At 68.1% G+C, this 23,277-nt stretch carries 20 protein-coding genes and 1 riboswitch; of the genes, 3 read left to right on the forward strand and 17 right to left on the reverse strand.

From position 1 onward, the window contains the following. Window positions 1-276: 276 nt before the first annotated feature. The 9 genes from leuA to CK625_RS01880 form a co-directional block, all read right to left on the reverse strand. On the reverse strand, window positions 277-1,956 hold the full coding sequence (leuA, locus tag CK625_RS01840; protein ID WP_095539025.1) for a 2-isopropylmalate synthase: 1,680 nt from the start codon (window positions 1,954-1,956) through the stop codon (window positions 277-279). A 253-nt stretch (window positions 1,957-2,209) separates the two neighbouring features. Beyond that, a complete protein-coding gene (gene pssA / locus CK625_RS01845) occupies window positions 2,210-3,046 on the reverse strand; it encodes a CDP-diacylglycerol--serine O-phosphatidyltransferase (RefSeq protein ID WP_238945455.1) in 837 nt (278 codons plus the stop codon). A 111-nt stretch (window positions 3,047-3,157) separates the two neighbouring features. Beyond that, window positions 3,158-4,216 carry a tRNA dihydrouridine synthase DusB gene (gene dusB / locus CK625_RS01850; RefSeq protein WP_238945506.1) on the reverse strand — a complete coding sequence of 353 codons (1,059 nt, stop codon included), beginning with the start codon at window positions 4,214-4,216 and terminating at the stop codon, window positions 3,158-3,160. Window positions 4,217-4,367: 151 nt separating this feature from the next. Beyond that, window positions 4,368-5,219 carry a septal ring lytic transglycosylase RlpA family protein gene (locus tag CK625_RS01855; RefSeq protein ID WP_238945456.1) on the reverse strand — a complete coding sequence of 284 codons (852 nt, stop codon included), beginning with the start codon at window positions 5,217-5,219 and terminating at the stop codon, window positions 4,368-4,370. A 31-nt stretch (window positions 5,220-5,250) separates the two neighbouring features. Further along, window positions 5,251-6,120 carry a methylenetetrahydrofolate reductase [NAD(P)H] gene (gene metF, locus CK625_RS01860; protein ID WP_095538548.1) on the reverse strand — a complete coding sequence of 290 codons (870 nt, stop codon included), beginning with the start codon at window positions 6,118-6,120 and terminating at the stop codon, window positions 5,251-5,253. A gap of 123 nt (window positions 6,121-6,243) precedes the next feature. Beyond that, a complete protein-coding gene (locus CK625_RS01865; RefSeq protein ID WP_095538549.1) occupies window positions 6,244-7,008 on the reverse strand; it encodes a TlyA family RNA methyltransferase in 765 nt (254 codons plus the stop codon). Window positions 7,009-7,050: 42 nt separating this feature from the next. After that, window positions 7,051-7,392 (reverse strand): phage holin family protein, encoded by a 342-nt coding sequence (locus CK625_RS01870; RefSeq protein ID WP_095539029.1) that lies wholly within the window; start codon window positions 7,390-7,392, stop codon window positions 7,051-7,053. 129 nt (window positions 7,393-7,521) lie between these two features. Beyond that, complete coding sequence (gene ahcY, locus CK625_RS01875; RefSeq protein WP_095538550.1) at window positions 7,522-8,973, reverse strand: adenosylhomocysteinase; 1,452 nt, start codon at window positions 8,971-8,973, stop codon at window positions 7,522-7,524. A gap of 116 nt (window positions 8,974-9,089) precedes the next feature. After that, window positions 9,090-9,288: riboswitch (S-adenosyl-L-homocysteine riboswitch) on the reverse strand. A 112-nt stretch (window positions 9,289-9,400) separates the two neighbouring features. Continuing rightward, complete coding sequence (locus tag CK625_RS01880) at window positions 9,401-10,219, reverse strand: PP2C family protein-serine/threonine phosphatase (protein ID WP_095538551.1); 819 nt, start codon at window positions 10,217-10,219, stop codon at window positions 9,401-9,403. Between the two features lie 491 nt (window positions 10,220-10,710). Here CK625_RS01880 and brnQ point away from each other — a divergent pair, with 491 nt between their 5' ends. Continuing rightward, window positions 10,711-12,054 (forward strand): branched-chain amino acid transport system II carrier protein, encoded by a 1,344-nt coding sequence (gene brnQ / locus CK625_RS01885; protein WP_238945457.1) that lies wholly within the window; start codon window positions 10,711-10,713, stop codon window positions 12,052-12,054. A gap of 24 nt (window positions 12,055-12,078) precedes the next feature. Here brnQ and CK625_RS01890 read toward each other — a convergent pair whose 3' ends face one another. Further along, window positions 12,079-13,002 carry a DMT family transporter gene (locus CK625_RS01890; RefSeq protein WP_238945458.1) on the reverse strand — a complete coding sequence of 308 codons (924 nt, stop codon included), beginning with the start codon at window positions 13,000-13,002 and terminating at the stop codon, window positions 12,079-12,081. A gap of 230 nt (window positions 13,003-13,232) precedes the next feature. Between CK625_RS01890 and CK625_RS01895 the strand changes: the two genes are divergently transcribed. Beyond that, window positions 13,233-13,517: a type II toxin-antitoxin system Phd/YefM family antitoxin gene (locus CK625_RS01895; protein ID WP_095538552.1), complete on the forward strand. Its 285-nt coding sequence runs from the start codon at window positions 13,233-13,235 to the stop codon at window positions 13,515-13,517. Further along, a complete protein-coding gene (locus CK625_RS01900; RefSeq protein WP_095538553.1) occupies window positions 13,517-13,942 on the forward strand; it encodes a type II toxin-antitoxin system VapC family toxin in 426 nt (141 codons plus the stop codon). Before CK625_RS01895 ends, CK625_RS01900 begins: the two co-directional genes overlap by 1 nt. A 20-nt stretch (window positions 13,943-13,962) precedes the next feature. Here the strand turns inward: CK625_RS01900 and CK625_RS01905 are convergent, their stop codons facing one another. The 7 genes from CK625_RS01905 to CK625_RS01935 all read right to left on the reverse strand — a co-directional run bounded on the left by CK625_RS01905 (window position 13,963) and on the right by CK625_RS01935 (window position 23,244). Continuing rightward, a complete protein-coding gene (locus CK625_RS01905; RefSeq protein WP_095538554.1) occupies window positions 13,963-15,669 on the reverse strand; it encodes a (2,3-dihydroxybenzoyl)adenylate synthase in 1,707 nt (568 codons plus the stop codon). 213 nt (window positions 15,670-15,882) lie between these two features. Next, window positions 15,883-16,506, reverse strand: coding sequence for a hypothetical protein (locus tag CK625_RS13850; RefSeq protein ID WP_172425054.1), 624 nt, complete (start codon window positions 16,504-16,506; stop codon window positions 15,883-15,885). Window positions 16,507-16,597: 91 nt separating this feature from the next. Continuing rightward, complete coding sequence (locus tag CK625_RS01915; RefSeq protein WP_095538556.1) at window positions 16,598-17,869, reverse strand: MFS transporter; 1,272 nt, start codon at window positions 17,867-17,869, stop codon at window positions 16,598-16,600. A gap of 66 nt (window positions 17,870-17,935) precedes the next feature. Then, window positions 17,936-18,475: a TlpA family protein disulfide reductase gene (locus tag CK625_RS01920; RefSeq protein WP_143326140.1), complete on the reverse strand. Its 540-nt coding sequence runs from the start codon at window positions 18,473-18,475 to the stop codon at window positions 17,936-17,938. A 73-nt stretch (window positions 18,476-18,548) separates the two neighbouring features. After that, window positions 18,549-20,738, reverse strand: coding sequence for a TonB-dependent receptor plug domain-containing protein (locus CK625_RS01925; protein WP_095538558.1), 2,190 nt, complete (start codon window positions 20,736-20,738; stop codon window positions 18,549-18,551). Window positions 20,739-21,121: 383 nt separating this feature from the next. Further along, window positions 21,122-22,522 (reverse strand): sensor histidine kinase, encoded by a 1,401-nt coding sequence (locus CK625_RS01930; RefSeq protein ID WP_095538559.1) that lies wholly within the window; start codon window positions 22,520-22,522, stop codon window positions 21,122-21,124. Beyond that, entirely contained in the window at window positions 22,519-23,244 is a 726-nt protein-coding gene (locus tag CK625_RS01935) for a response regulator transcription factor (RefSeq protein ID WP_095538560.1), read from the reverse strand. Before CK625_RS01935 ends, CK625_RS01930 begins: the two co-directional genes overlap by 4 nt. Between the last annotated feature and the right edge of the window lie 33 nt (window positions 23,245-23,277).

Raw genomic sequence — 23,277 nt, forward strand, 5'->3', positions numbered from 1 at the left:
CTAGAGCGTGTTATGCACTTTGCACCCCCCCGCGAGAGCGCCCCGGCATGCGCATTGCGGCGTTGCCGTTTCCTTGCAGCCCGTCAGGCTGCGGCGCAAACGGCGCCTTGCACTGCACACGCCGGGACGCCCCGCGAAAGCCCTTGGGCAGATCAGCCCATGGCGCAGCGGCGGGCCAGAAAGCCAAAAGCCCGCGCCGGGCGGGCCGGTACGGGCTTTTGGGGCGCTTGTTTCAGGCCCTGGGGATCAGGCCGTGAGGATCAGGCCGTGAGGATCTCAGGCCGTGGTGGCCTCGGCCATGCGCAGCTGGCTCAGATCGACGCCGGCGCGCTCCACGCCCGAGAGGATGGCCGAGATCGAGGCCGAGACGATGTTGGGGTTGCGCGCCGCGCCCCAGCAGCGCTGCTGGCCCACTTCGACTTCCACGTAGGCCATGGCCTGGGCATCGGCGCCGGCGCCAATGGCGTGCTCGGCGTAGTCCAGCACGCGCACGTCGCAGCCGGCTTGCTGCAGCGCGTGGATGAAGGCTTCCACCGGGCCAGAGCCCTGGCCCTGCACCTGCGCCTGGGCGCCGTTCTTGCGGATGCTGGCCTGGATGGTGGTGGCCTGGCCGTCGCCGCCGAGCTGGTAGCTGGGCGCGGCCTCGTGCAGGCGGTATTCGCGCTGGAAGATCTCCCAGATGTCGTGGGCGGTCATCTCCGTGCCTTCGCTGTCCATGGCCTTTTGCACCACCTGGCTGAATTCGATCTGCAGCTTGCGCGGCAGCGCCACCTTGTACTCGCTCTCGAGCAGGTAGGAGATGCCGCCCTTGCCCGACTGGCTGTTGACGCGGATCACGGCCTCGTAGCTGCGGCCCAGGTCCTTGGGGTCGATGGGCAGGTAGGGCATGTCCCAGATCTCGCCTTCCTGGCGCGCGCCGAAGGCTTTCTTGATGGCGTCCTGGTGCGAGCCGGAAAACGAGGTGTAGACCAGCTCGCCCACATAGGGGTGGCGCGGGTGCACGGGCAGCTGGTTGCAGTATTCGACGGTGCGCTTGATCTCGTCGATGTTGGAGAAATCCAGCCCCGGGTGCACGCCCTGGCTGTACATGTTCAGCGCCACGTTGACGATGTCCAGGTTGCCGGTGCGCTCGCCATTGCCGAACAGGCAGCCTTCGAGGCGGTCGGCGCCGGCCATCAGGGCCAGCTCGGCGCTGGCCGTGCCGGTGCCGCGGTCGTTGTGCGGGTGCACCGAGAGGATGATGCTGTCGCGGCGCTGCAGGTGGCGGTGCGACCATTCGACCATGTCGGCAAAGATGTTGGGCGTGCTGTGCTCAACCGTGGTGGGCAGGTTGATGATGCACTTGTTCTCGGGCGTGGGCTGCCAGACTTCGGTGACGGCATCGACCACGCGCTTGCTGAAGGCCAGCTCGGTGTCCGAGTACATCTCGGGCGAGTACTGGAAGACCCACTGCGTCTCGGGCTGCTTGGCGGCCAGCTCCTTGAAGAGGCGCGCGTGGGAGGCGGCCAGCTCGACGATTTCATCCTCGCTCATGCCCAGCACCACGCGGCGCATCACCGGGGCGGTGGCGTTGTACAGGTGCACGATGGCGCGCGGCGCGCCCTTGAGGGCCTCGAAGGTGCGCTCGATCAGCGGCGCGCGCGCGGGCGTGAGCACCTGCACGGTCACGTCCTCAGGGATCAGCTTTTCCTCGATCAGCTTGCGCGTGAAGTCGAACTCCACCTGCGAGGCCGAGGGAAAGCCGATCTCGATCTCCTTGAAGCCCACCTCCACCAGCGTCTTGAACATGCGCAGCTTGCGCGGCACGTCCATGGGCTCGATCAGCGCCTGGTTGCCATCGCGCAGATCCACGCTGCACCACACGGGCGGCTTTGTGATGAGGGCATCGGGCCAGGTGCGGTCCTTCAGGCCGATGGGGGCGAAGGCGCGGTACTTGGTGGCGGGGTTCTTCAACATCATGGTCTAGCTCCTGTTCGCAGATGGGGATGGATGTTGCCGGTGCAGCCGGTGGTGTGCTGGCACACCTGGAAAACAAAAACGGCCCGTCGCTGCACAAGCTCACGGGCCGTTGGGTTTTCTGGTGGTTTTTCAAGAATGGAGAAACAATGCGCGCACTACCAAACCCGCCCGTGGGGCGCGGCTAGTAGTCGGTTCAGGGAGAATTTGCGCATCGCGGCAATGTATCACAGTTTTGGGCGCTGCCAGGCATCTAACGATGCAGCCCCTGCTCCTCGGGCTCGTCGGTGGAGGTGCTGATGACGCTGACGGGCTCGCCGCGTGCGCGGCGGCGCACGTAGACCACAAAGCCGCTGCAGGCGTAGCCGACGAACAGCGTGAACAGCACCAACGGCGGGTCGATGTTGATGATGGCGATGACCAGCACCACCAGCACCACGCTGATGAAGGGCATCGAGCGGCGCGCGCGCAGGTCCTTGAAGCTGTAGAAGGGCAGGTTGGTCACCATGGTGATGCCGGCGTACAGCGTGATGGCAAACATCAGCCAGGCCATGGCCGAGGGCGAGAGGTAGGCGTCCCAGCCGCGCTCGGCGTCGCTGGCCAGCCAGATGAAGCCGGCCACCAGCGCCGCGGCCGAGGGCGAGGGCAGGCCCTGGAACCAGCGCTTGTCCACCACGGCGGTGTTGACGTTAAAGCGCGCCAGCCGCAGCGCGGCGCAGGCGCAGTAGACGAAGGCCGCCGTCCAGCCCCAGCGCCCCAGACTGTGCAGGCCCCACTCATAGGCCACCAGCGCCGGCGCGGCGCCGAAGGACACCATGTCCGAGAGCGAGTCCATTTGCTCGCCAAAGGCGCTTTGCGTCTTGGTGATGCGCGCCACGCGGCCATCAAGGCTGTCGAGCACCATGGCGGCGAAGATCGCCAGCGTGGCCAGGTCAAAGCGCTGCTGCATGGCCATGACGATGGCGTAGAAGCCGCAAAACAGCGCCGCCAGCGTCACGGCATTGGGCAACACGTAAATGCCCTTGCGCCGCATGGGCATGGGGCGCGGCGCGGCAGGCGGCTGAGGGGGCGGCGCGGGACGTTCGTTCATGGAGCCACGAAAAAGTGCGGGTGAAACGGGCAGCGCGCCATGCCCGTCATGGGGCGCAGGGCAACGCATGGGTGGGCTGCATTATGGCCTCGGCATCTGCGCCTGGCAGGCTCACGGGCGGCAAGGAGCGCAAGCAGAGATGGCTGGCGAACTCGCTTCGCTGGCCTCGAACGCATTCTGCGCTTCGGCCTCGTCGTCCGCAGCCGGCGCGCTGCCCACGGCGACTGGCCATTGCGGCCATTGCCCGGCCAGCTCTTGCAGGTAATCGGCCAATTGCTGCCATTGGCGTTGGCAGTCTTCTTCCTGGTTGAGGCGCTGGCGCAGCGCCTGGCTGCCGGGCAGGCCGCGCAGGTACCAGCCGATGTGCTTGCGCGCGGTGCGCACGCCGCTGTATTCGCCATAGAGGCGGTAGTGTTCGAGCAGGTGCGCCAGCAGCCATTGCCGCACCTGGGCGGTGGCCGGCGGCGGAGCTTGCGTGCCGGTGTGCAGGTAGTGGGCGATGGCGCTGAAAATCCAGGGCGCGCCCTGCGCGGCGCGACCAATCATCAGCGCATCAGCGCCGGTGCGCTGCAACGCCTGCCAGGCTTTTTCGGGGCTGGTGATGTCGCCGTTGGCCACGACCGGGATGCGCACGGCCTGCTTGACGGCGGCGATGGTGTCGTACTCGGCCTGGCCTTTGTAGCCCTGCTCGCGCGTGCGACCGTGCACGGTGAGCATTTGGATGCCGGCCTGCTCGAAGGCGCGCGCCAGGGCCACGGCATTTTTGTGCCGGGCCGACCAGCCGGTGCGCATCTTCAACGTCACCGGCACGCCGTGGGGCTGGCAGGCGGCAACCACGGCCTGGGCGATGGCCAGCGCCAATGGCTCGTTCTGCATCAGGGCCGAGCCGGCCCAGGCGTTGCAGACTTTCTTGGCCGGGCAGCCCATGTTGATGTCGATGATTTGCGCGCCGCGCTCGATGTTGTAGCGCGCGGCCTCGGCCATCATCTGCGCGTCGGTGCCGGCAATCTGCACGGCGATGGGGCCGGGCTCGCCCTCGTGGTTGGCGCGGCGCGAGGTCTTGAGGCTGCGGTACAGATGCGGCTGGGAGGTCACCATCTCGCTGACCGCATAGCCCGCGCCGAGCTGGCGGCACAGCATGCGAAAGGGCCGGTCGGTGACGCCGGCCATCGGGGCGACGAACAGGCGGTTGGCCAGCGCAATGGGGCCGATCTGCAAGGGCGCGTGCCAGGCCGGCGGCAGCGGGGGCGCCAGGCTGTGGCTTGGAGTCGGGGCAATCGGCATGGCCTCGGGCATGGCGGCGGGCATGGCTGGGCCTTGCTCAGCGCTTGGCGCTGGCGTTGGCGTTGGATTTGCGTGTCTGGGCCTTGGTGGCTTTGGCCTGGGGGGCTTGGGGCTTGGCCGCTTTGGGGCTGTTCTTGCCGGCCTTGCTGGCCTGGGCGCTTTTGCCGGCTTGGGTTTTTTTGTCGCCCTTGGCCTGCTCCTTGCGCGGCGGGTTCACCGGCGGGGGCAGGCCCTTGCCGAGCAGCGGCGCCTCGCCGTCGCCGCACTGCGGGCCTTGGCCGCTGGGGATCCACAGCGAGACGTTTTTCAGGCCCAGCGAAACCATGCCCAGGCGCTCGGCGGCGGCGCGGCTGAGGTCGATGATGCGCCGGCCGGAATAGGGGCCGCGGTCGTTGATGCGCACCAGCACTTCCTTGCCGTTGACCAGGCTGCGCACGCAGACTTGGGTGCCAAAGGGCAGGCTGCGGTGCGCGGCGGTCAGCGCGTTCATGTTGTAGCGCTCGCCGTTGGCGGTCAGGCGGCCGTGAAATTGCCTGCCGTACCAGGAGGCCACGCCAGTCTGGTACAGGCTTTGCGGCGCGAGCGCGGAGGCGCTGGGCGCGGGCAGCTCTTTCTTCAGGCCAGGCGTCAGGCGGGTGTCAACCACGTCCTGGCTGGGCTGCAGGCCGAGGCTGGAGTGCGCAGCGCTGGGCTCGGCGCTGCTGAGCTCGTACATGGGCGGCAGCAGCTCCAGGCCGAGCAGGCGCGTGGCATCCCAGGGCTGCGGCGGGGGCTCGTCGCTGGGTTCGGTGGGCGGCAAGGTGCTGCAGGCGCTGAGCGCCAGCAGCAGCGTCAGGGCGCTGCTGGCCTGCCAGGGCAGGCGGCGAAGCGGGGGACAGGAAGAAGGCATGGCGGGCGGTGGCGGCGCGCGGGCGCCGCGCTCAATGTGGCAGCAGGCCCAGGCGGCGGGCGATGTCCAGCACCAGCGGGCTTTGGTTCATGGTGTAGAAGTGCAGGCCGGGCGCGCCGGCGGCCAGCAGGCGCTGGCACAGCTGCGTGACCACGTCCAGCCCGAAGGCTTGGATGGAGGCCGTGTCGTCGCCATAGGCCAGCAGGCGGCTGCGCACCCAGCGCGGCACTTCGGCGCCGCAGGCGTCGGAAAAGCGCAGCAGCTGGCTGGCGGCGTGAATGGGCATGATGCCGGGCACGATGGGCAGATCCAGACCCAGGCGCCGGGCCTCGTCCACGAAACGGAAGTAGGCGTCGGCGTTGAAAAAGTACTGCGTGATGGCCGAGTCGGCGCCAGCGCGCACCTTGGTGGCAAAGGCCTGCAGGTCTTTTTCGGGCGAGGCCGCCTGCGGGTGCATCTCGGGATAGGCGGCCACCTCGATGTGAAAGTGCGCGCCGGTCTCGGCGCGGATGAAGGCCACCAGATCGCTGGCGTATTGAAACTCGCCGCCCAGGCCATAGCCGCTGGGCAGATCGCCGCGCAGCGCCACCAGGCGCTTCACTCCCATGGCCTGCAGCTCAGCCAGCTCGGCGCGCAGCTTCTCGCGCGTGGCGCCGATGCAGGAAAAGTGCGCTGCGGCCTGCTGGCCTTCGGCGAGGATTTCACGCACAGCGGCAAAGGTGCCCGCCTGCGTGGAGCCGCCCGCGCCATAGGTGACGGAGCAGAACTGCGGCTGCAGCGGATACAGCGCCTGGCGCGTGGCGCGCAGTTTGTGCGCGCCGGCCTCGGTCTTGGGGGGGAAGAATTCCAGGCTCAGTGCGGCGTGTGGCGCAGGGTGGTGGCTGGGGGCGGAAGCGGACATGGAAGGCAATCGAAAACGCAAGAAGCGGGCCGGGCTTGGGCGGCCAGGGGCCGTACCGTAATGGAAACGGGAAACCCCCTGCCAGGCAGGGCCTTGGGCGCTGCCTGGCCGTGGGGCGGCAGGCTATTGGGTGGGGGCAGCGTGGCGCTGCGCGGCGATGAAGAACTCGCGGTTGCCATCGCCGCCGGTGATGGGGCTGGGCAGCCAGTGCAGCAGCTGCAGGCCGTGCGCGGCGCAGGCCAGGCCGATGCGCTGGCGCACCTGCTCGTAGTGGCGCGCATCGCGCACGATGCCGCCCTTGCCCAGCAGCTCGGGCTGCAGCTCGAACTGCGGCTTGACCAGCAGCAGCAGCCGGGTGTGTGCGTCCATGCAGGGCAGCAGCGCAGGCAGCACCAGCGTCAGCGAGATGAAGGACAGATCACCGACGATCAGCGCAAAGCCCTGGCCGCTTGGGTCCACCATCGCGCGCTGCAAATGCCGCGCATTGCAGCGCTCGATGGCCTGCACGCGCGGGTCGTTGCGCAGCCGCGCGTCGAGCTGGCCGTGGCCCACATCGACGCCCACCACCTGCGCCGCGCCGTGCTGCAGCAGACAGTCGGTAAAACCGCCGGTGGACTGGCCGATATCCAGGCAGCGCCAGCCCTGCACGCGCCAGCCCAGCGCGCGCAGCGCGCCTTCGAGCTTGAGGCCGCCGCGCGAGACGTAGCGCGCCTCGGCGGCATCGAGCAATTGCAGCTCGGCCGCGCCGGGCAGCTCATCGCCGTTCTTGCGCACCGGCTGCCAGGCCGCGCCCGGCAGTCGCCACTGCACGCCAGCGGCAATCAGCCGCTGCGCCTGCGAGCGCGTCTGCGCCAGGCCGCTGTGCACCAGCAGTTGATCGGCACGCATCGTGTCAGCGCCAGAGGCCGCAGTCAGGCTGGGCGGGGGCGCTCAGCTGCCCGCGCGCCAGCTGTTCAGGCCCCAGTTGATGAGGCTGTAGAGCAGGGCGCCGAACACCCCGGACCAGAAGCCCGAGACCTGAAAGCCGCGCATGAAGCTGCTGGCCAGCCAGAACATCAGGCCGTTGAGCACCAGCACGAACAGGCCCAGCGTGAGCACCGTGATGGGGAAAGTCAGCACCAGCAGCACGGGCCGCAGCAGGGAGTTGATCAGGCCCAGAATCACGGCCGCCAGCAGGGCGTTCTTGAAATTGGTGACCTGCACGCCGGGCAGCATGTAGGCCACCAGCATCAGCGCCAGCGCGCTGAGCAGCCAGGTTATCAACAGGGGCAGCATGGCAAAGTCCTCCTCGATCGTGGAAAAAACCAGCGCACAGGGGCGCTGGGCGGTAGCAGCCATCGTCGGCTGGCGGCCGGGCAGCGCGCCTGCGCGGGCAGGGCGCTGCGCCATGGGTTGCGCAGATCAATAGCGATAGGTATCGGGCTTGTACGGCCCTTCCTTCTTCACGCCGATGTAGGCCGCTTGCGAGTCGGTCAGCTCGGTCAGCTGCGCGCCGAGCTTGGACAGCTGCAGGCGCGCCACGTGCTCGTCGAGCAGCTTGGGCAGCACATAGACCTGGCCGGCCTGGTATTGCTCGGGCTTGGTGAACAGCTCTATTTGCGCCAGCGTCTGGTTGGCAAAGCTGGAGCTCATCACGTAGCTGGGGTGGCCGGTGGCGCAGCCGAGGTTGACCAGGCGGCCCTTGGCCAGCAGCGTGATGCGCCGGCCAGTGGGGAAGATGACGTGATCGACCTGGGGCTTGATCTCCTCCCACTGGTATTGCTCCAGCGAGGCGACGTCGATCTCGTTGTCGAAGTGGCCGATGTTGCAGACGATGGCCTCGTTCTTCATGGCCACCATGTGCTCGTGGCGGATCACGTCCTTGTTGCCGGTGGTGGTCACGAAGATGTCGGCCTTGTCGGCGGCGTATTCCATGGTCACGACCTTGTAGCCTTCCATCGCCGCTTGCAGGGCGCAGATGGGGTCGATCTCCGTCACCCAGACCTGGGCGCGCAGCGCGGCCATGGCCTGGGCGCAGCCCTTGCCCACGTCGCCGTAGCCGCAGATCACGGCGATCTTGCCCGCCACCATCACGTCGGTGGCGCGCTTGATGCCATCGACCAGCGACTCGCGGCAGCCGTAGAGGTTGTCGAACTTGCTCTTGGTCACGCTGTCGTTGACGTTGATGGCGCGAAACAGCAGCTCGCCCTTGGCGGACATTTCCTTCAGGCGCATCACGCCGGTGGTGGTTTCCTCGGTCACGCCGATGATGGCGGCGCTCTTGCGGGTGTACCAGCTCGGGTCCTCGGCCAGCTTGGCCTTGATGGCGGCAAACAGCGCGCGCTCTTCCTCGCTCTTGGGGTCGGCCAGCACGCTGGCGTCTTTCTCGGCGCGCTGGCCCAGGTGCATCAGCAGCGTGGCATCGCCGCCGTCGTCCAGGATCATGTTCGGGCCTTCGGCATCGCTGCCCTTGTCGCCGAACTCGAAGATGCGGTGCGTGTAGTCCCAGTACTGCTGCAGCGTTTCGCCCTTGATGGCAAACACCGGCGTGCCCTGGCCGCCATTGGCGCTGTTGCAGGCGATGGCGGCGGCGGCGTGGTCCTGGGTGGAGAAGATGTTGCACGAGGCCCAGCGCACATCAGCGCCCAGGGCCTGCAGGGTTTCGATCAGCACGGCGGTCTGGATCGTCATGTGCAGGCTGCCGGCAATGCGCGCGCCCCTGAGCGGCTGGCTGGCGGCGTATTCCTCGCGGATGGCCATCAGGCCGGGCATTTCGGTCTCGGCGATGGCAATTTCCTTGCGGCCCCAGGCGGCCAGGGCAGGATCGGCAATCACGCTGTGCGCGGCCAGGGGAAGATCGTTTTGGGCGTTCATGGACAAACTCCAGTTCATTGCAACAGGTGGACAGGGACCGCCTGCGCAGGCGCGCGCGCGGGCAAGAAGTGGATGGGGCCGAGGCCGAATCGCTCTTGCCGCCGCATGCGCCTGCGGGCGGTTGAGCGTCGTTGCGAAATCTGGTCATCGCGGGCCGCAGGCCCGTGGCGCTGCTGCGCCATGCCAGTGATTGCCACATTTGCAGCTTGCGCGGCGCATGGCGCGCAGTGCAATGGCAGTCAAGGATTTCCGAGCCTGGCAATTGCCCCGGCGCTGGGCCTGTGGCGGCAAGTTGCTGCAACGCTCCTCGGAAAAGCCGGCGATTATAAAAGCCCGGATGCGATCTTGTCATGGCGGCAGGATCGCGGCGGGGTCGGGTCGGGTTGGGCCGGGGCGCCCAGAAGTGTCCAGGAGCGCTCAGGAACGCTCAGACCGAAATGTCGGTGCTGAAGCCGGTGCGCTGCTCCAGGGTTTGCTGGGGCTGCTCGGCGGGCAGGGGCTCGATCTTGATGATGGCCACCGAGATGTTGTCGCTGCTGCCGCCGGCGCGCTCGTTGGCCTTGTTGACCAGGAACATGGCCGCATCGCGGGCGTTGAGCATTTGCGTGGTCTGGCCCAGCTCCTGCGGGGTGAACTGGCTCCACAGGCCATCGCTGCAGGCCAGCAGCACGTCGCCGACTTCCAGCTTGGCGATGCTGTAGGCCGTGGCCGGCGGGTCGATGTCGCTGCCCAGGCAGCCCACCAGCACGTTGGAGTTGGGGTGGTTGTTGGCCTCTTCCTCGCTGATTTCGCCGCTGTCGATCAGCGATTGCACGTAGGAGTGGTCCTTGGTGCGGAACACCAGCCGCCCCCACTGGAAGTAGTAGATGCGCGAGTCGCCGGCATGGATCCAGTGGCACTGGTTCTGCGGCATGATCAAGAAGGCGGCAATGGTGCTGTGCGGCTCCTGCTCGGCGGAGACGGCCGTCAGGCGGATCACCAGGTGCGCATCCTTGACGATGTTGTGCAGCAACTGCTCGGGCTTGTCCGTCTCGGGGTCGAAGCGCTCGAACAGCTGGCGCGCGGTCAGCAGCACCTGATCGGCCGCCTTGCGCCCGCCGCTGCGCCCGCCCATGCCATCGGCCACGATGCCCAGCACGCACTCCTTGCTGCGGTGGTGCTGGAAGATGGCCACCTGGTCTTGTTGGTATTGGCGATCACCTTTGTGCAGGCCGGTGGCCGCCGTCAGTCGGTAGTTGGTTGGCATGGTTGGGCCTGTCTGGTCGAGAGTGAAGACATGCCGCGCTCGCTGGCGTTGCCGGCCTTGGTGCTGCGCAGCGCATGGGGTGGCGCAAATTATGTACTGGCTCCATGCTGCAACGCAGCGCCTGGCGGGCAGATTGGCGGCGATTTCACCGCCATTGCGCCCGAATCAGTGGGGAAAATCACACATTTGTTAAAGCCTTTGGGGCGTTTGCCGCTGATCCCGGGGGGCGTTTGCAGCGCGAGCGAGAAAGCCCGCCTGGGTGGCTGGGCAGGCCCTGGCAATACGGGCCGCCATTGCAAATGCTTGCAACCGTTTTTGCCGCGCTGCGTTTTGCGCCCTGCGGCCACATGGGTGGGCCGTGCGGCGGTTGCCCCGTCCAGCCTCTGTCAACACGCCCTAAGATCACGCCACCCAAGCACACCCAGCCTGGGGCGCTTTGCACAGTGCCCAGCAGTGCTGCATATGCCATTCTTTCTTTTGAGGTGCCCCCTATGCCTTCTGCCAGCCAACGCCTGCCCCTGAGTCTTTTGATGGCCACGGGAATGATGCTGTTTGCGCTGTTCTTCGGCGCGGGCAATCTGATTTTTCCAGCGGCCTTGGGCCAGCAGGCCGGGCAGTCGCTGTGGCCGGCGGTCTGGGGCTTTTTGATCACGGGCGTGGGCCTGCCCTTGCTGGGGGTGCTGGCGCTGGGCCTGTCACGGGCGCAGGGGCTGCAAGATCTGGCCTCGCGCGTGCACCCTTGGTTTGGCGTGCTGTTCACCGTGGCCCTGTACCTGACCATCGGCCCCTTGTTTGCGCTGCCGCGCACCGGCTCGGTCGCGTTCGAGATCGGGCTGTCGCACTGGGTGCCGCAGCAGGGGCGCAAGCTGTGGGAGATCGGCTGCCTGGCGCTGTTTTTTGCCGCCGCGCTGTGGCTGGCGCTCTCGCCGGGCAAGCTGGTCGGGCGCATCGGCAAGGTGCTCACGCCCTTGCTGCTGCTGGCCATGGCGCTGCTGATTGCCTCGACTTTCGTCGCGCCCATGGGCCAGCCCGCTGCGGCGCAGGCGGCCTACCAGGCGCAGCCCTTCGTCAAAGGCTTTCTGGCCGGCTACGACACCATGGACGCGCTGGCCTCGCTGGTGTTTGGCATGCTGGTGCTGATGAGCGTGCACCAGGCCGGCATCCGCGAGCCAGCCCAGGTCATGCGCGCCACCTTCGCAGCTGGCCTGGTGGCCGCGCTGCTGCTGGCCGTGGTCTATGTCTGCATTGCCCGCATGGGGGCCACGAGCCTGGCCCAGCTGGGCCTGCTGGACAACGGCGCCAAGGTGCTCTCCGGCGTGGCCATGCACTATTACGGCGCTTGGGGTGCGGTGCTGCTGGGGGTCATGGTGTTCCTGGCCTGCGTCACCACCGCCGTGGGCCTGTTGGCCGCTTGTGCGGCCTATTTCAACCATTTGTGGCCAATCTTGAACTACCGCGCGCTGGTGCTGCTGTTCGCGCTGGTTTCCTTTGCCATTGCCAGCCTGGGGCTGGGCACGATTCTTTCTGCGGCCGTGCCGGTGCTGGTGTTCCTCTACCCGCTGACCATCGTGTTGATTGTGCTGGCCATGGGCCAGGCCTTGTTGGGCTGGGGCGCGGTGGTGTGGCGCTGGGCCATGGGGGCTACCGTGCTCTCTGCGCTGCTGCATGCGCTCCACAGCGCCAAATGGTTGCCCGCAGCGCTGGCCGATGGATTGGCGCGTTACGTGCCCGGACAGGAGGCAGGCATGGGCTGGATGGTGTTTGCCGCAGCGGGGCTGGCCCTGGGCCTGCTGCACTGGCAGGCCACTGGGCGCAAGCCCATGCAATTGGCGTAGTGAGATTGTGGGGTTTGCCGGCGCTCAAGCCCGCAGCCGCCCCCAGTGCATCAGCGCCATGCCGCCGATGGCCAGCAGGCCGCCCAGCAGCAGCGTGGCGCCCAATGGTTCGCCCAGCCAGAGGCTGGAGCACAGCACGCCAAACACCGGCACCAGCGTGATATAGCCCGATGCAGCGCCCGCACCCAGCGCCTTGACGCCAGCGTAATACCAAGCATAGGCCAGCGCGGCGGCGCCAAAGCTCAGCGCCAGCAATGACCACCAGGCCGCAGCAGGGGCTTGCGCCATGGCGCGCCAGGCACTGGGGCCTTCCACCCCCAGGCTGAGCAGCACCAGCAGCAGTGCGCCCAGTACCGAGCAAACGCCGGTGGCGCTGAGCGCATCCACGCGGGTCAGCACGGCGCGGCCAATCAGCGTATAGGCCGCCCAGCACAGCACGCAGCCCAGCAGCAGCCACTCGCCCAGGCCGGCATCACCAGCACCGGGCAACTGGCTGCTGGGCGCAGGCGCGCCACTGGCGATGGCCAGCAGCGCACCGCAGATGGCCAGCAGCATGCCCAGCGCGATGGCGCCATTGAGCCGCTCCTTGAACACCAGCGCCGCCAGCAGCAGCGTGGCCACCGGGTTGAGCGCGATGGCCAGAACAGCCCGGCTGGAGGGCACGGACTGCAAGGCCAGCATGAAAAACACCGCATAGCCAAACACCCCGGTGGCCGCAGCCAGAGTCAACCCCAGCCATTGGCGCGATGAGAGGTTGCGCAGCGTACGCAAACGGCCGCTGCGCCCCATCCACACCAGCAGCAGCGCACTGGCCAGCAAAAAACGCGCTGCCGCCGCCGCCAGCGGCGGCATGTTCAGCGCCACGATGCGCCCCCACGGCCAGGAAGCGCCCCAGATCATGGCCATGCCCAGCAGGCGAAGGTGAATGGGGTCGAGAAGCAGGCGCATGGCGTAGCAGTGGGTGGGCAATAGGGGGCCAAAAGGGCAGCGGCCAGAGGCAGCCGGCCACAGGCCCGCCAAGGAGGGAAACAGCAGCGGGCGATTGTGCACGGTTTGCCCGCTCGCGCCGAGACTTTGAACAGGCTCATGGCCAGTACGGCCCTGGCCAGGGCAGCCCAGCTTGCCCGTGCGCCAGCGGGGCGCTAGACTGTAGAACATTCCTACAAATTGGAGGCCCTATGCCGATCACCGTGAGCACCCGGGAGTTCAATCAAAAAGCCAGCCAAATGCTGCAACTGTCCCAGCATGAGCCTGTTTTCATCACCAAGTGGGGCAAGATCGTGGGCGTGCTCTCCAGTTATGAGCAATACCGCCAGCAGGAGGGCAAAAGCCTGGCCGATGCGTTTGCCAGCGGGCACGAAGCGGGCGCATTGGGCGGTGCATTGAACGCGGCTTTCGATGACCTGTTGGCCGGCATTCGCCAGCACAGCAGCAAAGTGCGTGAAACGCACTGGGGCGATTGATGTATCTGCTCGATACCAACATCGTCTCCGAGTTGCGCAAGGCGGAGAAAGGCCGGGCCGATGCCCAGGTGCTGCAGTGGTTTTCAGGCATCAAGATTCAGCACGCCTATGTGAGCGTCATCAGTCTGGCCGAGATTCAAACCGGCATCTTGCTGCTGGCGCGGCGCGATGAACAGGCGGCGGCGATCTTGCAAGACTGGCTGAAAATGCGCCTGCTGCCCGAGTTTGCCCAGCGCATCCTGCCCTTGGATGCCCAGGCCGCCTTGCTCTCGGCCCAGTTTCATGTGCCGGACAAAAGCCCGCTCAACGATGCCTACATCGCCGCCACGGCCAAAACGCATGGCCTGACGCTGGTGACCCGCCATGTGCGGGATTTCGCGGGCCTGGGCATCGAGGTCTTTGACCCATTCGCCCAGGGGCGTTGATGGGGCAGAGCCGCAGGCGCTCAGCGCGCTGCCGGCGCCTCTTGCGCCAGCAACTGCGCGCGCAGCCGGGCGCGCAACTCCTTGCGGCTGGTCTTGCCCACGGCGGTGGTCTCGAAGCTGTCCACAAACACGATCTGATCGGGGATCTTGAAGGCAGCAATCTGGCGGCCCTTGAACCACTGCTTGATCTCGATGGCGCGCGGTTTTTCGCCCTGGCGGGCGATGACGAAGGCGCAGCTGCGCTCGCCCAGGTATTCGTCGGGGATGGACACCACGGCCGCATCGAACACCTGCGGGTGGGCCAGCAGATGGTCTTCGATCTCCTCGGCCGAGACTTTCTCGCCCGCGCGGTTGATGTGGTCGGTGGCGCGGCCCTGCACCGTCAGGTAGCCGCGCGCGTTGCGCAGCACCATGTCGCCAGTGCGGTAGTAGCCATCGTCGGTAAAGCTGCGCGCGTTGGCCGCATCGTCGTTGTGGTAGCGGCGGATGGTGTAAGGCCCGCGCGTGAGCAAATAGCCCGGCTGCCCCTCGGGCACGGGCTGGCCCAGGTCATCGACCACCAGCACCTCGTCATCAGCGCTGATGGGGCGGCCCTGGGTTTCGATGACAGTGGCCTCGTCATCGCCCAGCCGGGTGTAGTTCACCAGGCCCTCGGCCATGCCAAAGACCTGCTGCAGCTGGCAGCTCAGGCTGGCGCTGACGCGCCGCGCCGCCTCGGGCGTGAGCTTGGCGCCGCCCACCTGCAGCGTGCGCAGGCTGCTCAAATCGTGCGCCTGGCCCGCGCCACTGCTGGCCGCCTGCGCCCACAGCAGCGCCAGCGGCGGCACCAGGCCCACGGCCGTGACGCGCTCGGACGCAATCAGCGGGAAGGCCGCCTCGGGCGAGGGCGAGGGGCTGAGCACCACCGTGGCCCCGGCGTAAAAAGCGCCAAAGGCCCCAGGCGAACTCATCGGGAAGTTGTGCGCCGCAGGCAGCGCCACCATGTACACGCTGTCTTGCGTGATGCCGCAAATTTCGTTGCTGGCGCGAAAGCTGTAGATGTAATCGTCGTGCGTGCGCGGGATGAGCTTGGACAGGCCCGTGCTGCCGCCGGAAATCTGCAAGAAGGCCACGGCCTGCGGGTCGGCATCGGCGCTGGCCAGATCGGGCAGGCGCGCCGCATCGGGTTGGAAGGCATCGAAGGCCATGAACTCCGCCGCATCGCCGCCGACGATGAACACCTGCTCAAACAAATCGTGCGAAAACGCCTGCTGCCGCAGCTCGCGCGCCAGCGTGCGGTAATCGAACTGCTCGTACTGCTGCAAGGCCACGTAGGCCGAGGCCTCGGCCTTGTCGATGAAATGGGCGATCTCGCGCGTGCGGTGCGCGGGCAGGGCATAGACCGGAATCAGCCCGGCGCGAAACAGCCCGAACACCACGCTGTAAAACTCAGGCACATTGCCCATTTGCACCACGACGCGATCGCCCGGCTGCAAGCCGCTGGCCAGAAAGCCGGCCGCTGCCGTCTCCACCTTCTGCCAGAACTGGGCATAGCTCCAGCGCTGCAGCGCCCCGCCTGCCGAGGGCGAGAAACCCACGATGGCCGTATGCCCGGCGCGGCGCTGCGCCTGCGCCTGCAGAAAGCCGGCCATCGTCTCGCCCCGCCAATACCCCGCCGCGCGGTAACGGGCCACGAACTCGGGCGGCCAGGTTTGCAGCAAGGGATGGCGGTGGCGTGAATCGGTCATGACAAGCAGCGCAAATAAGAATGATTGCTGAAAAGCGCCGCGATTTTAGGCCCTGTGCAAGGCTTCTGAATCAGTGGAGAAAGTGACGCTGGGCCGGGGCGCAGCGCGAACAAAGGCCGCCATGCTGACCCAGCTGTGGGGGAGGGCGTGCCATGCAGCGGCTCGCCCGAAGCGCGCATTTCTGCCGCTGGTGAAGCGAAGATGAGCGAGCGGTCAGCGCGGCGGCTTCAGCAATGGCTCGATCGCCTGCCAGACGTCGGCGCGGTTCACCTCCAGCGCGTAGGCCTGCCCGCCGCGCTCCAGGCAGGCTGGGGTGAAGGGGTCGGAGCTGTCCATGCTGGAGGGTTTTTGCGCTGGCATGGGCAGGGCCAGGCTGGTCAGCGCGCCTTGCCTGTCGGTGATGTCCCACAACATCATGGGGTTGATGAGGCATGGCGATTGCCCAGTCTGTGCCGCCCGTCCCGTCTGCCCCGGTTGTGCCTCGGCATCGGTGCGCACCCGCACGGCGCGCAGGTGGGCCATGCTGGCCTGCACCTGGGCCGCATCGTCCAGCGCGCGGTACAGCGCCCGGTCCTGCAGCCAGCCGCGCACTATGCCGCGCAATGTGTGGTGGTCGTAAGGCTGGGCGGCGAAGAACCAATGCGTGCTGGCATAGACCTGCACGCGCTGGGCCTGGCTGGGCAGATGGGCGGCCAGCGTTTGGTCTGCTGTTTGGGCTGCCGTCTGGGTTGCGGTTTGGGGCGTGGTTTGGGCGTCGTGCGGCGGCGCGGGCAGGCTTTGCGCCGCCAGCGTGGCGGGTAACAACAGGGCCGCTGCCCAGAGTAAACGGTGTTTCATCAAAAAAGCTCCTGGGGTGGGTGCATCCGAGGGCGTTGGGCATTGCAGCAGGCGCTGCGCCGGGCATTGTTGCGCCAGCGGCCGGGGTGTTTCAAGGCTGCCGTGCGCCATGCCAGGCCACGGCGGCGGCCAGGGCCAGCAGGCTCAGCGCAACGCCGGCGTAGGGGGCTACGGGCGAGAGGGTGTACAGGCCCGTGCCCAGCATGGGCCCAAGCACCATGCCCAGGCCTTGCGCGGCCGAGGCATTGCCGGCGGCAGCGCCTTGCTCGTGGGCCTGCACGGCATTGGCCGCCATGGCCTGGAAGGCGGGGAAGACAAAGCCCATGCCAAAGGCGCCGATGGCGTAGGCCAGCAGCAAATGCCAGGGCTGGCTGGCCAGCAGCGCGCTGGCAAAGCCCAGCGCGGAGATGCCCGCGCCGGCCATCACCCAATGGCGCAGCGCAATGCGCTTGAGGTGGATGACGCACTGCTGCGACAGGATCAGCGCCAGGCCCACGCAGGTCAGCGCGTGGCCGGCCAGGCGCGCGCCGCGCTCTTCGCTCAGGCCGAACTGGTCCATGGCGAAAAAGCCCACGGCCACCTGGGCCACGGCCACGCACATCATGGCGACGAAGGCGGTGGTCATGGCCAGGCGCAGGCGCGCATCCCACAGCGGCAGATGGGGGCGGGCCTTGGCCGGGGCGGCGGCGGTATCGGCAGGCTGGCCGCTGCCGCCCGGCGGCGCCTGTGGCGGCAGGCCGGCGGGCAGCCACAGGGCAATGCCCAGCAGGCCCAGCAGGGGCAGGGCGGCGGTGGCGTAAAAGCCCCACTGCAGGCCCCAGCCGCTGACCAGGCTGACGATGGCCGGCCCGGCCACCATGCCCAGCGCATTGGCCGAGCCGAGCTTGGCCATGGCCTGGTGGCGCAGCTGGGGCGCGATGCGGTCGGCAATGGTGGCCGCCGCCGTGGGCGGCACGGCGGCGTAGAAGGCGCCGATGATGCTGCGCGCGGCGATCAGCACGGCGGCGATCAGCGCGGCTGGCAGGGCCTGGTGCAGGGCCAGATCGACGAACACGGCCAGCAGCGCATAAGCCAGGGTGAACACGCCCAGGCCGATGAGCAGCACCGGCTTGCGGCCCAGCCGATCGCTGGTGCGGCCCCAGCTGCGCGCCAGCAGCATCCAGAACACGCCACCGATGGACATGGAAATGCCGGCCACCATTTCCGAGACGCCCAGCTGGCGCACGACGGGGCCGATGATGGCCACATAGGCCATCATGGCCATGGTGCCCATCAGCGCAGCCAGCAGCAGCGGCGCGAGGCGGAAGACGGAAGAGGCGGGGGCAGAGGCAGTGGGCGCGGGGGCAACGGCAGGAGCGGGCATAGGGGCGGCAGAGGCTGGGCAAGACGCGCGAAATGATAGCGCCGCCCGCCGCCCCGGGCAGAGCCGTCAGCGCCCAGCCTGTGGGCGGCAGGCGGTGGCCAGCGCCTGCAGCTCGGCGGCGCTGAGCATGCCGGTGTGCGTGCGGCAGATGGCGCCGCCTTGCAAGGCCACGGTGAAGGGCAGGGCGCCGCGCGGGTTGCCGGCCGATTTCATCAGCGCGGCCACCTGGGCGCCACCGCGCAGGGCGGGCAGGGCGATGCCGCGGCGCTTGAGGAACTGCGCCGCCTGGCGTGGCGTGTCGGTGGCCACCAGCAGCACCGTCCACTGCGGGTGGCTGCGGGCGAATTGCTCCAGCATGGGCAGCTCGGCAATGCAGGGCGGGCAATCGCGCCCCCAGAAGTTGAGCAGCACCGGGCCGGGGAAGTCGCTGGCGCGCACGAAGCGGCTGCCGTCGAGCGCGGCCAGCTCGAAGGACCAGGGCCGGATTGCAGGCTGGGTTGCAGGCCGGGCGGGCGCGGCTGCGCTCGGCTGGGCGCTGGTTGCTTGCGAGGCCCGCGCCTGCGCCAAGGCAGGTTGAGCCAGCGTGGCGGCGCAGGCCAACAGCACCGCGCCGCCCCAGCACGGCGCCAGCCGGGCCGCCAGGCGCAGGCGCGGCCCGCCGGGGCCAGGCCGTGCGGGTTTAGAAGGAGAACTTGGCGCCGGCATAGACGTAGCGCCCGCGCATCGGGCCCCAGATGTGCGTCACGTCGTAGCCGCCTTCGGCATCCACCCACAGCGGGCTTTCCTTCTTGCTTTGGTAGTAGTCGAACAGGTTGTCCACGCCGACGAACAAGGAGACGTTGCGGTGCAGGTTGTATTGCACGCGGGCGTCGAAGGTGGCAAAGCTGGGGCTTTTCTTCAGCTTGGGCGTGCCGTCGAAGTTGTAGCGGTTCTGGCTGCCCGAGCCGTCGTCGTGGAAACGGTTCAGATCCATCGCTCCGGTGAAGTTGATGCGCGCCGTGGCCTCCCAGGGGCCGCGCTCGTAGTCCAGCGAGAGGAAGGCGCGCGACTTGGGCCGCGCGAACACCAGCGTGCCAGCGGGGAAGCGGTAATTGAAGACTTCGGCGGCGGCCGAGACCGTCAGCGCGGGCGTGAGCAGGTAGGACAGGTTCACGTCCGCGCCCTGCACCACGACCTTGCCCGGCGAGCTGGTGAACAGCGTGACCGGGTTGCCGGCGGCATCGGTGTGGCTGGGGTCGAGCAGGGCGAAGTTCTTGATGCGGTTGTAGTGGTAGGAGCCGGTGACGGCCAGGCGCTCATCGGCGTAGTTCAGCGCGTAGCTCAGGTTGTGCGAGATCTCGGGCTTGTCCAGTTGGCGCTCGATGCGGATGGTGTCCAGAATGCCGTGGTCTTGCTCGAAGAAGCTGGTCGGGGCGCGAAAGCCCTTGCCGAGCGAAAAGCGGCTGGAGACATGATCCGTGTGCTGGTACAGCGCATTCAGGCGCGGCGAGGCGATGCCGCCATAGACGTTGTGCCGGTCGTAGCGCAGCGAGCCGTTGAGCTCCAGCCGGTCGTCCAGAAAAGTGCTGTAGGCCTGCACGAACAGGGCCGGCACCTGGTAGCGGTAGTTGTCCACGCCGTGCACGTGCTCGCGCGCTTCGGTGATGCCGTGGCTGCGCAGGTTTTCATAGCGGTAGTTCAGGCCGCCGGTCAGCAGCCAGCCGTTGACGGGCAGTTGGTAGCTGGCCTCGGCATAGTGCTGCGCCTGGCGCGCCTGGTAGTCGGAGAACTCGTAAAAGCTCCCCTGGCGGTGGCGCGCCGTGCCCAGCGCCAGCCGCAGCGCGCCTGCGCCCAGTGGGCGCGTGCCCGAGAGCACGAACTGCTCGCGCCGGGTGTGGATGTATTCCGAATAGCCGAGCCGGCCCAGGTCGTAATCGACCAGCGAGCCATCGGCGGGGTTGACCCAGCCGTGCGCGATGGGCGAGCCGCCCGCGCCGGCGCTGAAGTCAAACGGGTTGCCGCTGGCATCGGCCTGCACGCTGCCCGGGCGGCGGTAGGTCTCCAGCGCGCCGCCGCCGCGTTTTTCGTTGACCAGATCCAGCCTGCCGCGCAGCTTGAAGCCGCCGGCGTCATCGGCAAAAAAGCCCAGCCCGGCCAGGCGGCGGTCGTAGCCGGTGTATTCGGAAATGCCGTCGCCGTTGCCGTCCCAGGCGTCGTGGCGGTTGTAGTTCAGCGTGGCGCTGAGCGCGCCGCCATCGAGTGGCCGCGCCAGATAGGCATCGGCCTGGCGCGAGCCCATGTTGCCCAACTGCGTGCGCAGGTGCGCCTCGGTGCGCAGCGGGCGCTTGGTCACCACGTTGACCGTGCCGGCCAGGGCCTCGGGCGCGATCAGGCTGGCGCCGGCGCCGCGCGCCACGTCGATGCGCTCCACGCCGTGCACGCTCACGCTGTCCAGCCCATAGGCCGAGGACACGGACGAATACATCGGAATGCCGTCGATCAGCAAGGTGGTGTAGCGCCCGGGCAGGTTGTTGAGCAGCACATTGCGCACGTTGCAGATCGAGCACTCGACCTGCACGGCAATGCCTGGCTTCTTGTCCACGCCTTCGTTGAGGTTGCTCGCGCCGCTGCGCTCGATGGTGCGGGCGCTGATGGATTCGGTCTTGACGATCTCGTCGCGCAGCGCCCCCGGGCGCATCGAGCCCTGGCTGCTGTGCTCTTGCACGCTGACGGTCACGGCCGGCAGCGTGCGCGCCGCATCGGCGCTTTGCTGAGCCTGGCTCTGGGCCTGCGCCAGCGGCGCGCTGGCCAGCAGGCACAGCAGGGCGGCGGTGGAAACGGGGGATGCGGTGTGAAGTCTGGCGCTGCGTTGACTGTCACGGCAAGACATGAAAGCTCCTTGGGGGTGATGCAGAAAGAGGAAAAGCCCAACGCCACACTGGCCGAAGCCACGCCATGCGTGCCTGCGGCCAGTGCGGCCCCGCCTGCAACAAGGGGGGGTAGGCAGATTCAGAAAACGCGAATCTATAGCATTTGCTAATAAAAGTATAGTGCTTGCTAATTTTTTAGAGACATGGGCGCCTTGCGGCAAAAAGGTTGGCAGGCTGGATGTGGTTGTGTGTGCAGCGGCGCGCTTGCCTGAAGCGCCTGTGGCTTGGCCTTGCCCCGCGCCACACGAGCCAATGCCCGCCCGCCTGTGTGGGGCAGGCGCAGCGGGCTTGGCTGTTTTGGGGATGGGGCGTGTGGGTGTTGCGGGCCGGGCGCAGTGGGGCCTCAGGCGGGCAGCCAGAGCTGGGCCTGCAGGCCGCCCAGTGCGGGGCTGGGGCTGAGTTGCAGCTGGCCGCCCCAGCTGTGGGCGATGTCGGCCACGATGGACAGGCCCAGGCCGCTGCCGGGCGTGCTTTGGTCGAAGCGCTGGCCGCGCTGGCCGGCGTGCTGCAGGTGTTCGGCGGCGATGCCGGGGCCGTCGTCGGCAATGGTGATGCACAGCGGCAGGCGGGGCGGGGCGGGGGCGTTGGCGGGGGCCGCCGCCTGCAGCTGGATGTGCACGCGGCGGCTGGCCCATTTGCTGGCGTTGTCCAGCAGGTTGCCGAGCATTTCCTCCAGGTCGGCGCGGTCGCCGCGCCAGTGCAGGGCCTGGGCGCTGCGGTCGGCGTCGAGCTGCCAGTGCAGGCTTTTCTCCGGGCGGATGTGCTGCATCAGTTGCACCAGTTGCTGCAGCACTTCGTGCACCGGCACGGCCTGGCGGTTGGCGCCGGCGGCGTGTGCGTCGCCGCTGCTGCTGGTGCGGCTGAGGTGGCGCTCGATCAGGCCGTTCATGCTGTGCACTTGGGCCAGCACCAGGGGGCTGGGCACTTGCGGGGTTTGGCTGGCCTGCGCGCTCAGCCGCGCCAGCGGGGTCTTGAGTGCATGGCTGAGGTCGGCGGCGTGGGCGCGGCCGCGCGCCAGCATGCGCGCGTTGCGCTCGAGCAGGGCGTCGATCTCATGGGCCAGCGGGTCCAGGTCGGGGCCGTAGCCGCTGCCCAGCGCCGCGGGGTTGTTGTCCGCTGTGGATGCGTGGCCTGTGGGCGCTGCATCGTGCATGCCGGCCAGGCGTTGCTGCAGGCGCGCCAGCGGCCGCAGGCCCCAGCGCACTTGCAGCGCGGTGGTCAGCGCCGCGCCGATGAACAGCGCGCCCAGCCCCATGAAGAGGATGCGCTGGATGCGCGCCAGGGCCTGGTCGGTCTCCTCGGCCAGCACGTACACGCGCAGCGTGGCCTGTTGGTCGTCTTGTTCGATGCGGCGCTCCAGGCCCAGCAGCGCGCGACCGCGCGGGTCGCGGTTGCGCAGCAGGCCGCTGCGGCCGGCGGGGGCCTGGGGTTGCAGGCTGGCGTCCCACAGCGAGCGCGAATACAGGGTCTGGCCCGGGGCCTGCAAGACCCAGTACGCGCCGGAGAAGATTTGGTTGAAGGCGCCGCTGGGGGTGGTGTCGCCGTAGCGCCATTGCCCGTCTGCGCCCAGGCTGAGATGGGCCTGGATGCGGTCGGCGCTGTCGCCCAGGCGCTGGGCCAGGCCGCCGTGCAGGCTCTCGCGCATGCTGGCCTGCAGCAGCGCGCCCAGCAGCAGCAGCGCCGCCAGGCTGGGCAGCAGGCCCAGGGCCAGCAGGCGGGCCGTCAGCCCCAGGCGCTGCATCATGCCGGCCGGCTTTCCTTGGTGGCGGGGCTGGCGGCCGCTTGCTGCGGATCGACGAGGCGAAAGCCCAGGCCGCGCTGGGTTTCGATGCGGGCCGCGCCGATCTTGCGGCGGATGCGGCCGATGAGCACGTCCAGCGAGTTGGAGTCCGGGTCCAGATCGCGCGAGTACACGTGTTCGCTGATTTCCGTGCGGGTGACGGTGGCGCCTGGGCGGTGCATCAGGTAGGCCAGGATTTTGAGCTCCTGCGCCGTCAGGGCGATGTGCTGGCCGTCCACGTACACGCGCTGCGTCATGGAGTCGTACTCCAGACTGCCCGAGCGCAGCACGGTGTCGCCGCCCTGGCCGCCCTGGCTGGCCAGCGGCTGGCTGCGGCGCAGCAGAGCGCGCAGGCGCAGCACGACTTCTTCCTGCATGAAGGGCTTGGTCAGGTAGTCGTCGGCGCCGGCCTGAAAGCCCGCGAGCTTGTCGCTCCAGCGGCTGCGCCCGGTGAGGATCAGCACCGGCATGTGGCAGCCGCTTTCGCGCCAGTGCCGCAGCACGGAGATGCCGTCCAGCCCGGGCAGGCCCAGATCGAGCACGGCGGCGTCGTAGCTTTCGGTCTCGGCCAGGAAGACGGCCTCCTGGCCATCGGCGGTGTGTTCAGCGACAAAGCCAGCCTGCGTGAGCACTTGCTGGAGCTGGCTGGCCAGGGTGGCATCGTCTTCGACGATCAGGATGCGCATGCGGTGATGGGGGTGGATGGGCTGGGCGATGGG

It is taken from the genome of Vandammella animalimorsus (assembly GCF_002285265.1).
Lineage (GTDB): Bacteria > Pseudomonadota > Gammaproteobacteria > Burkholderiales > Burkholderiaceae_C > Lampropedia.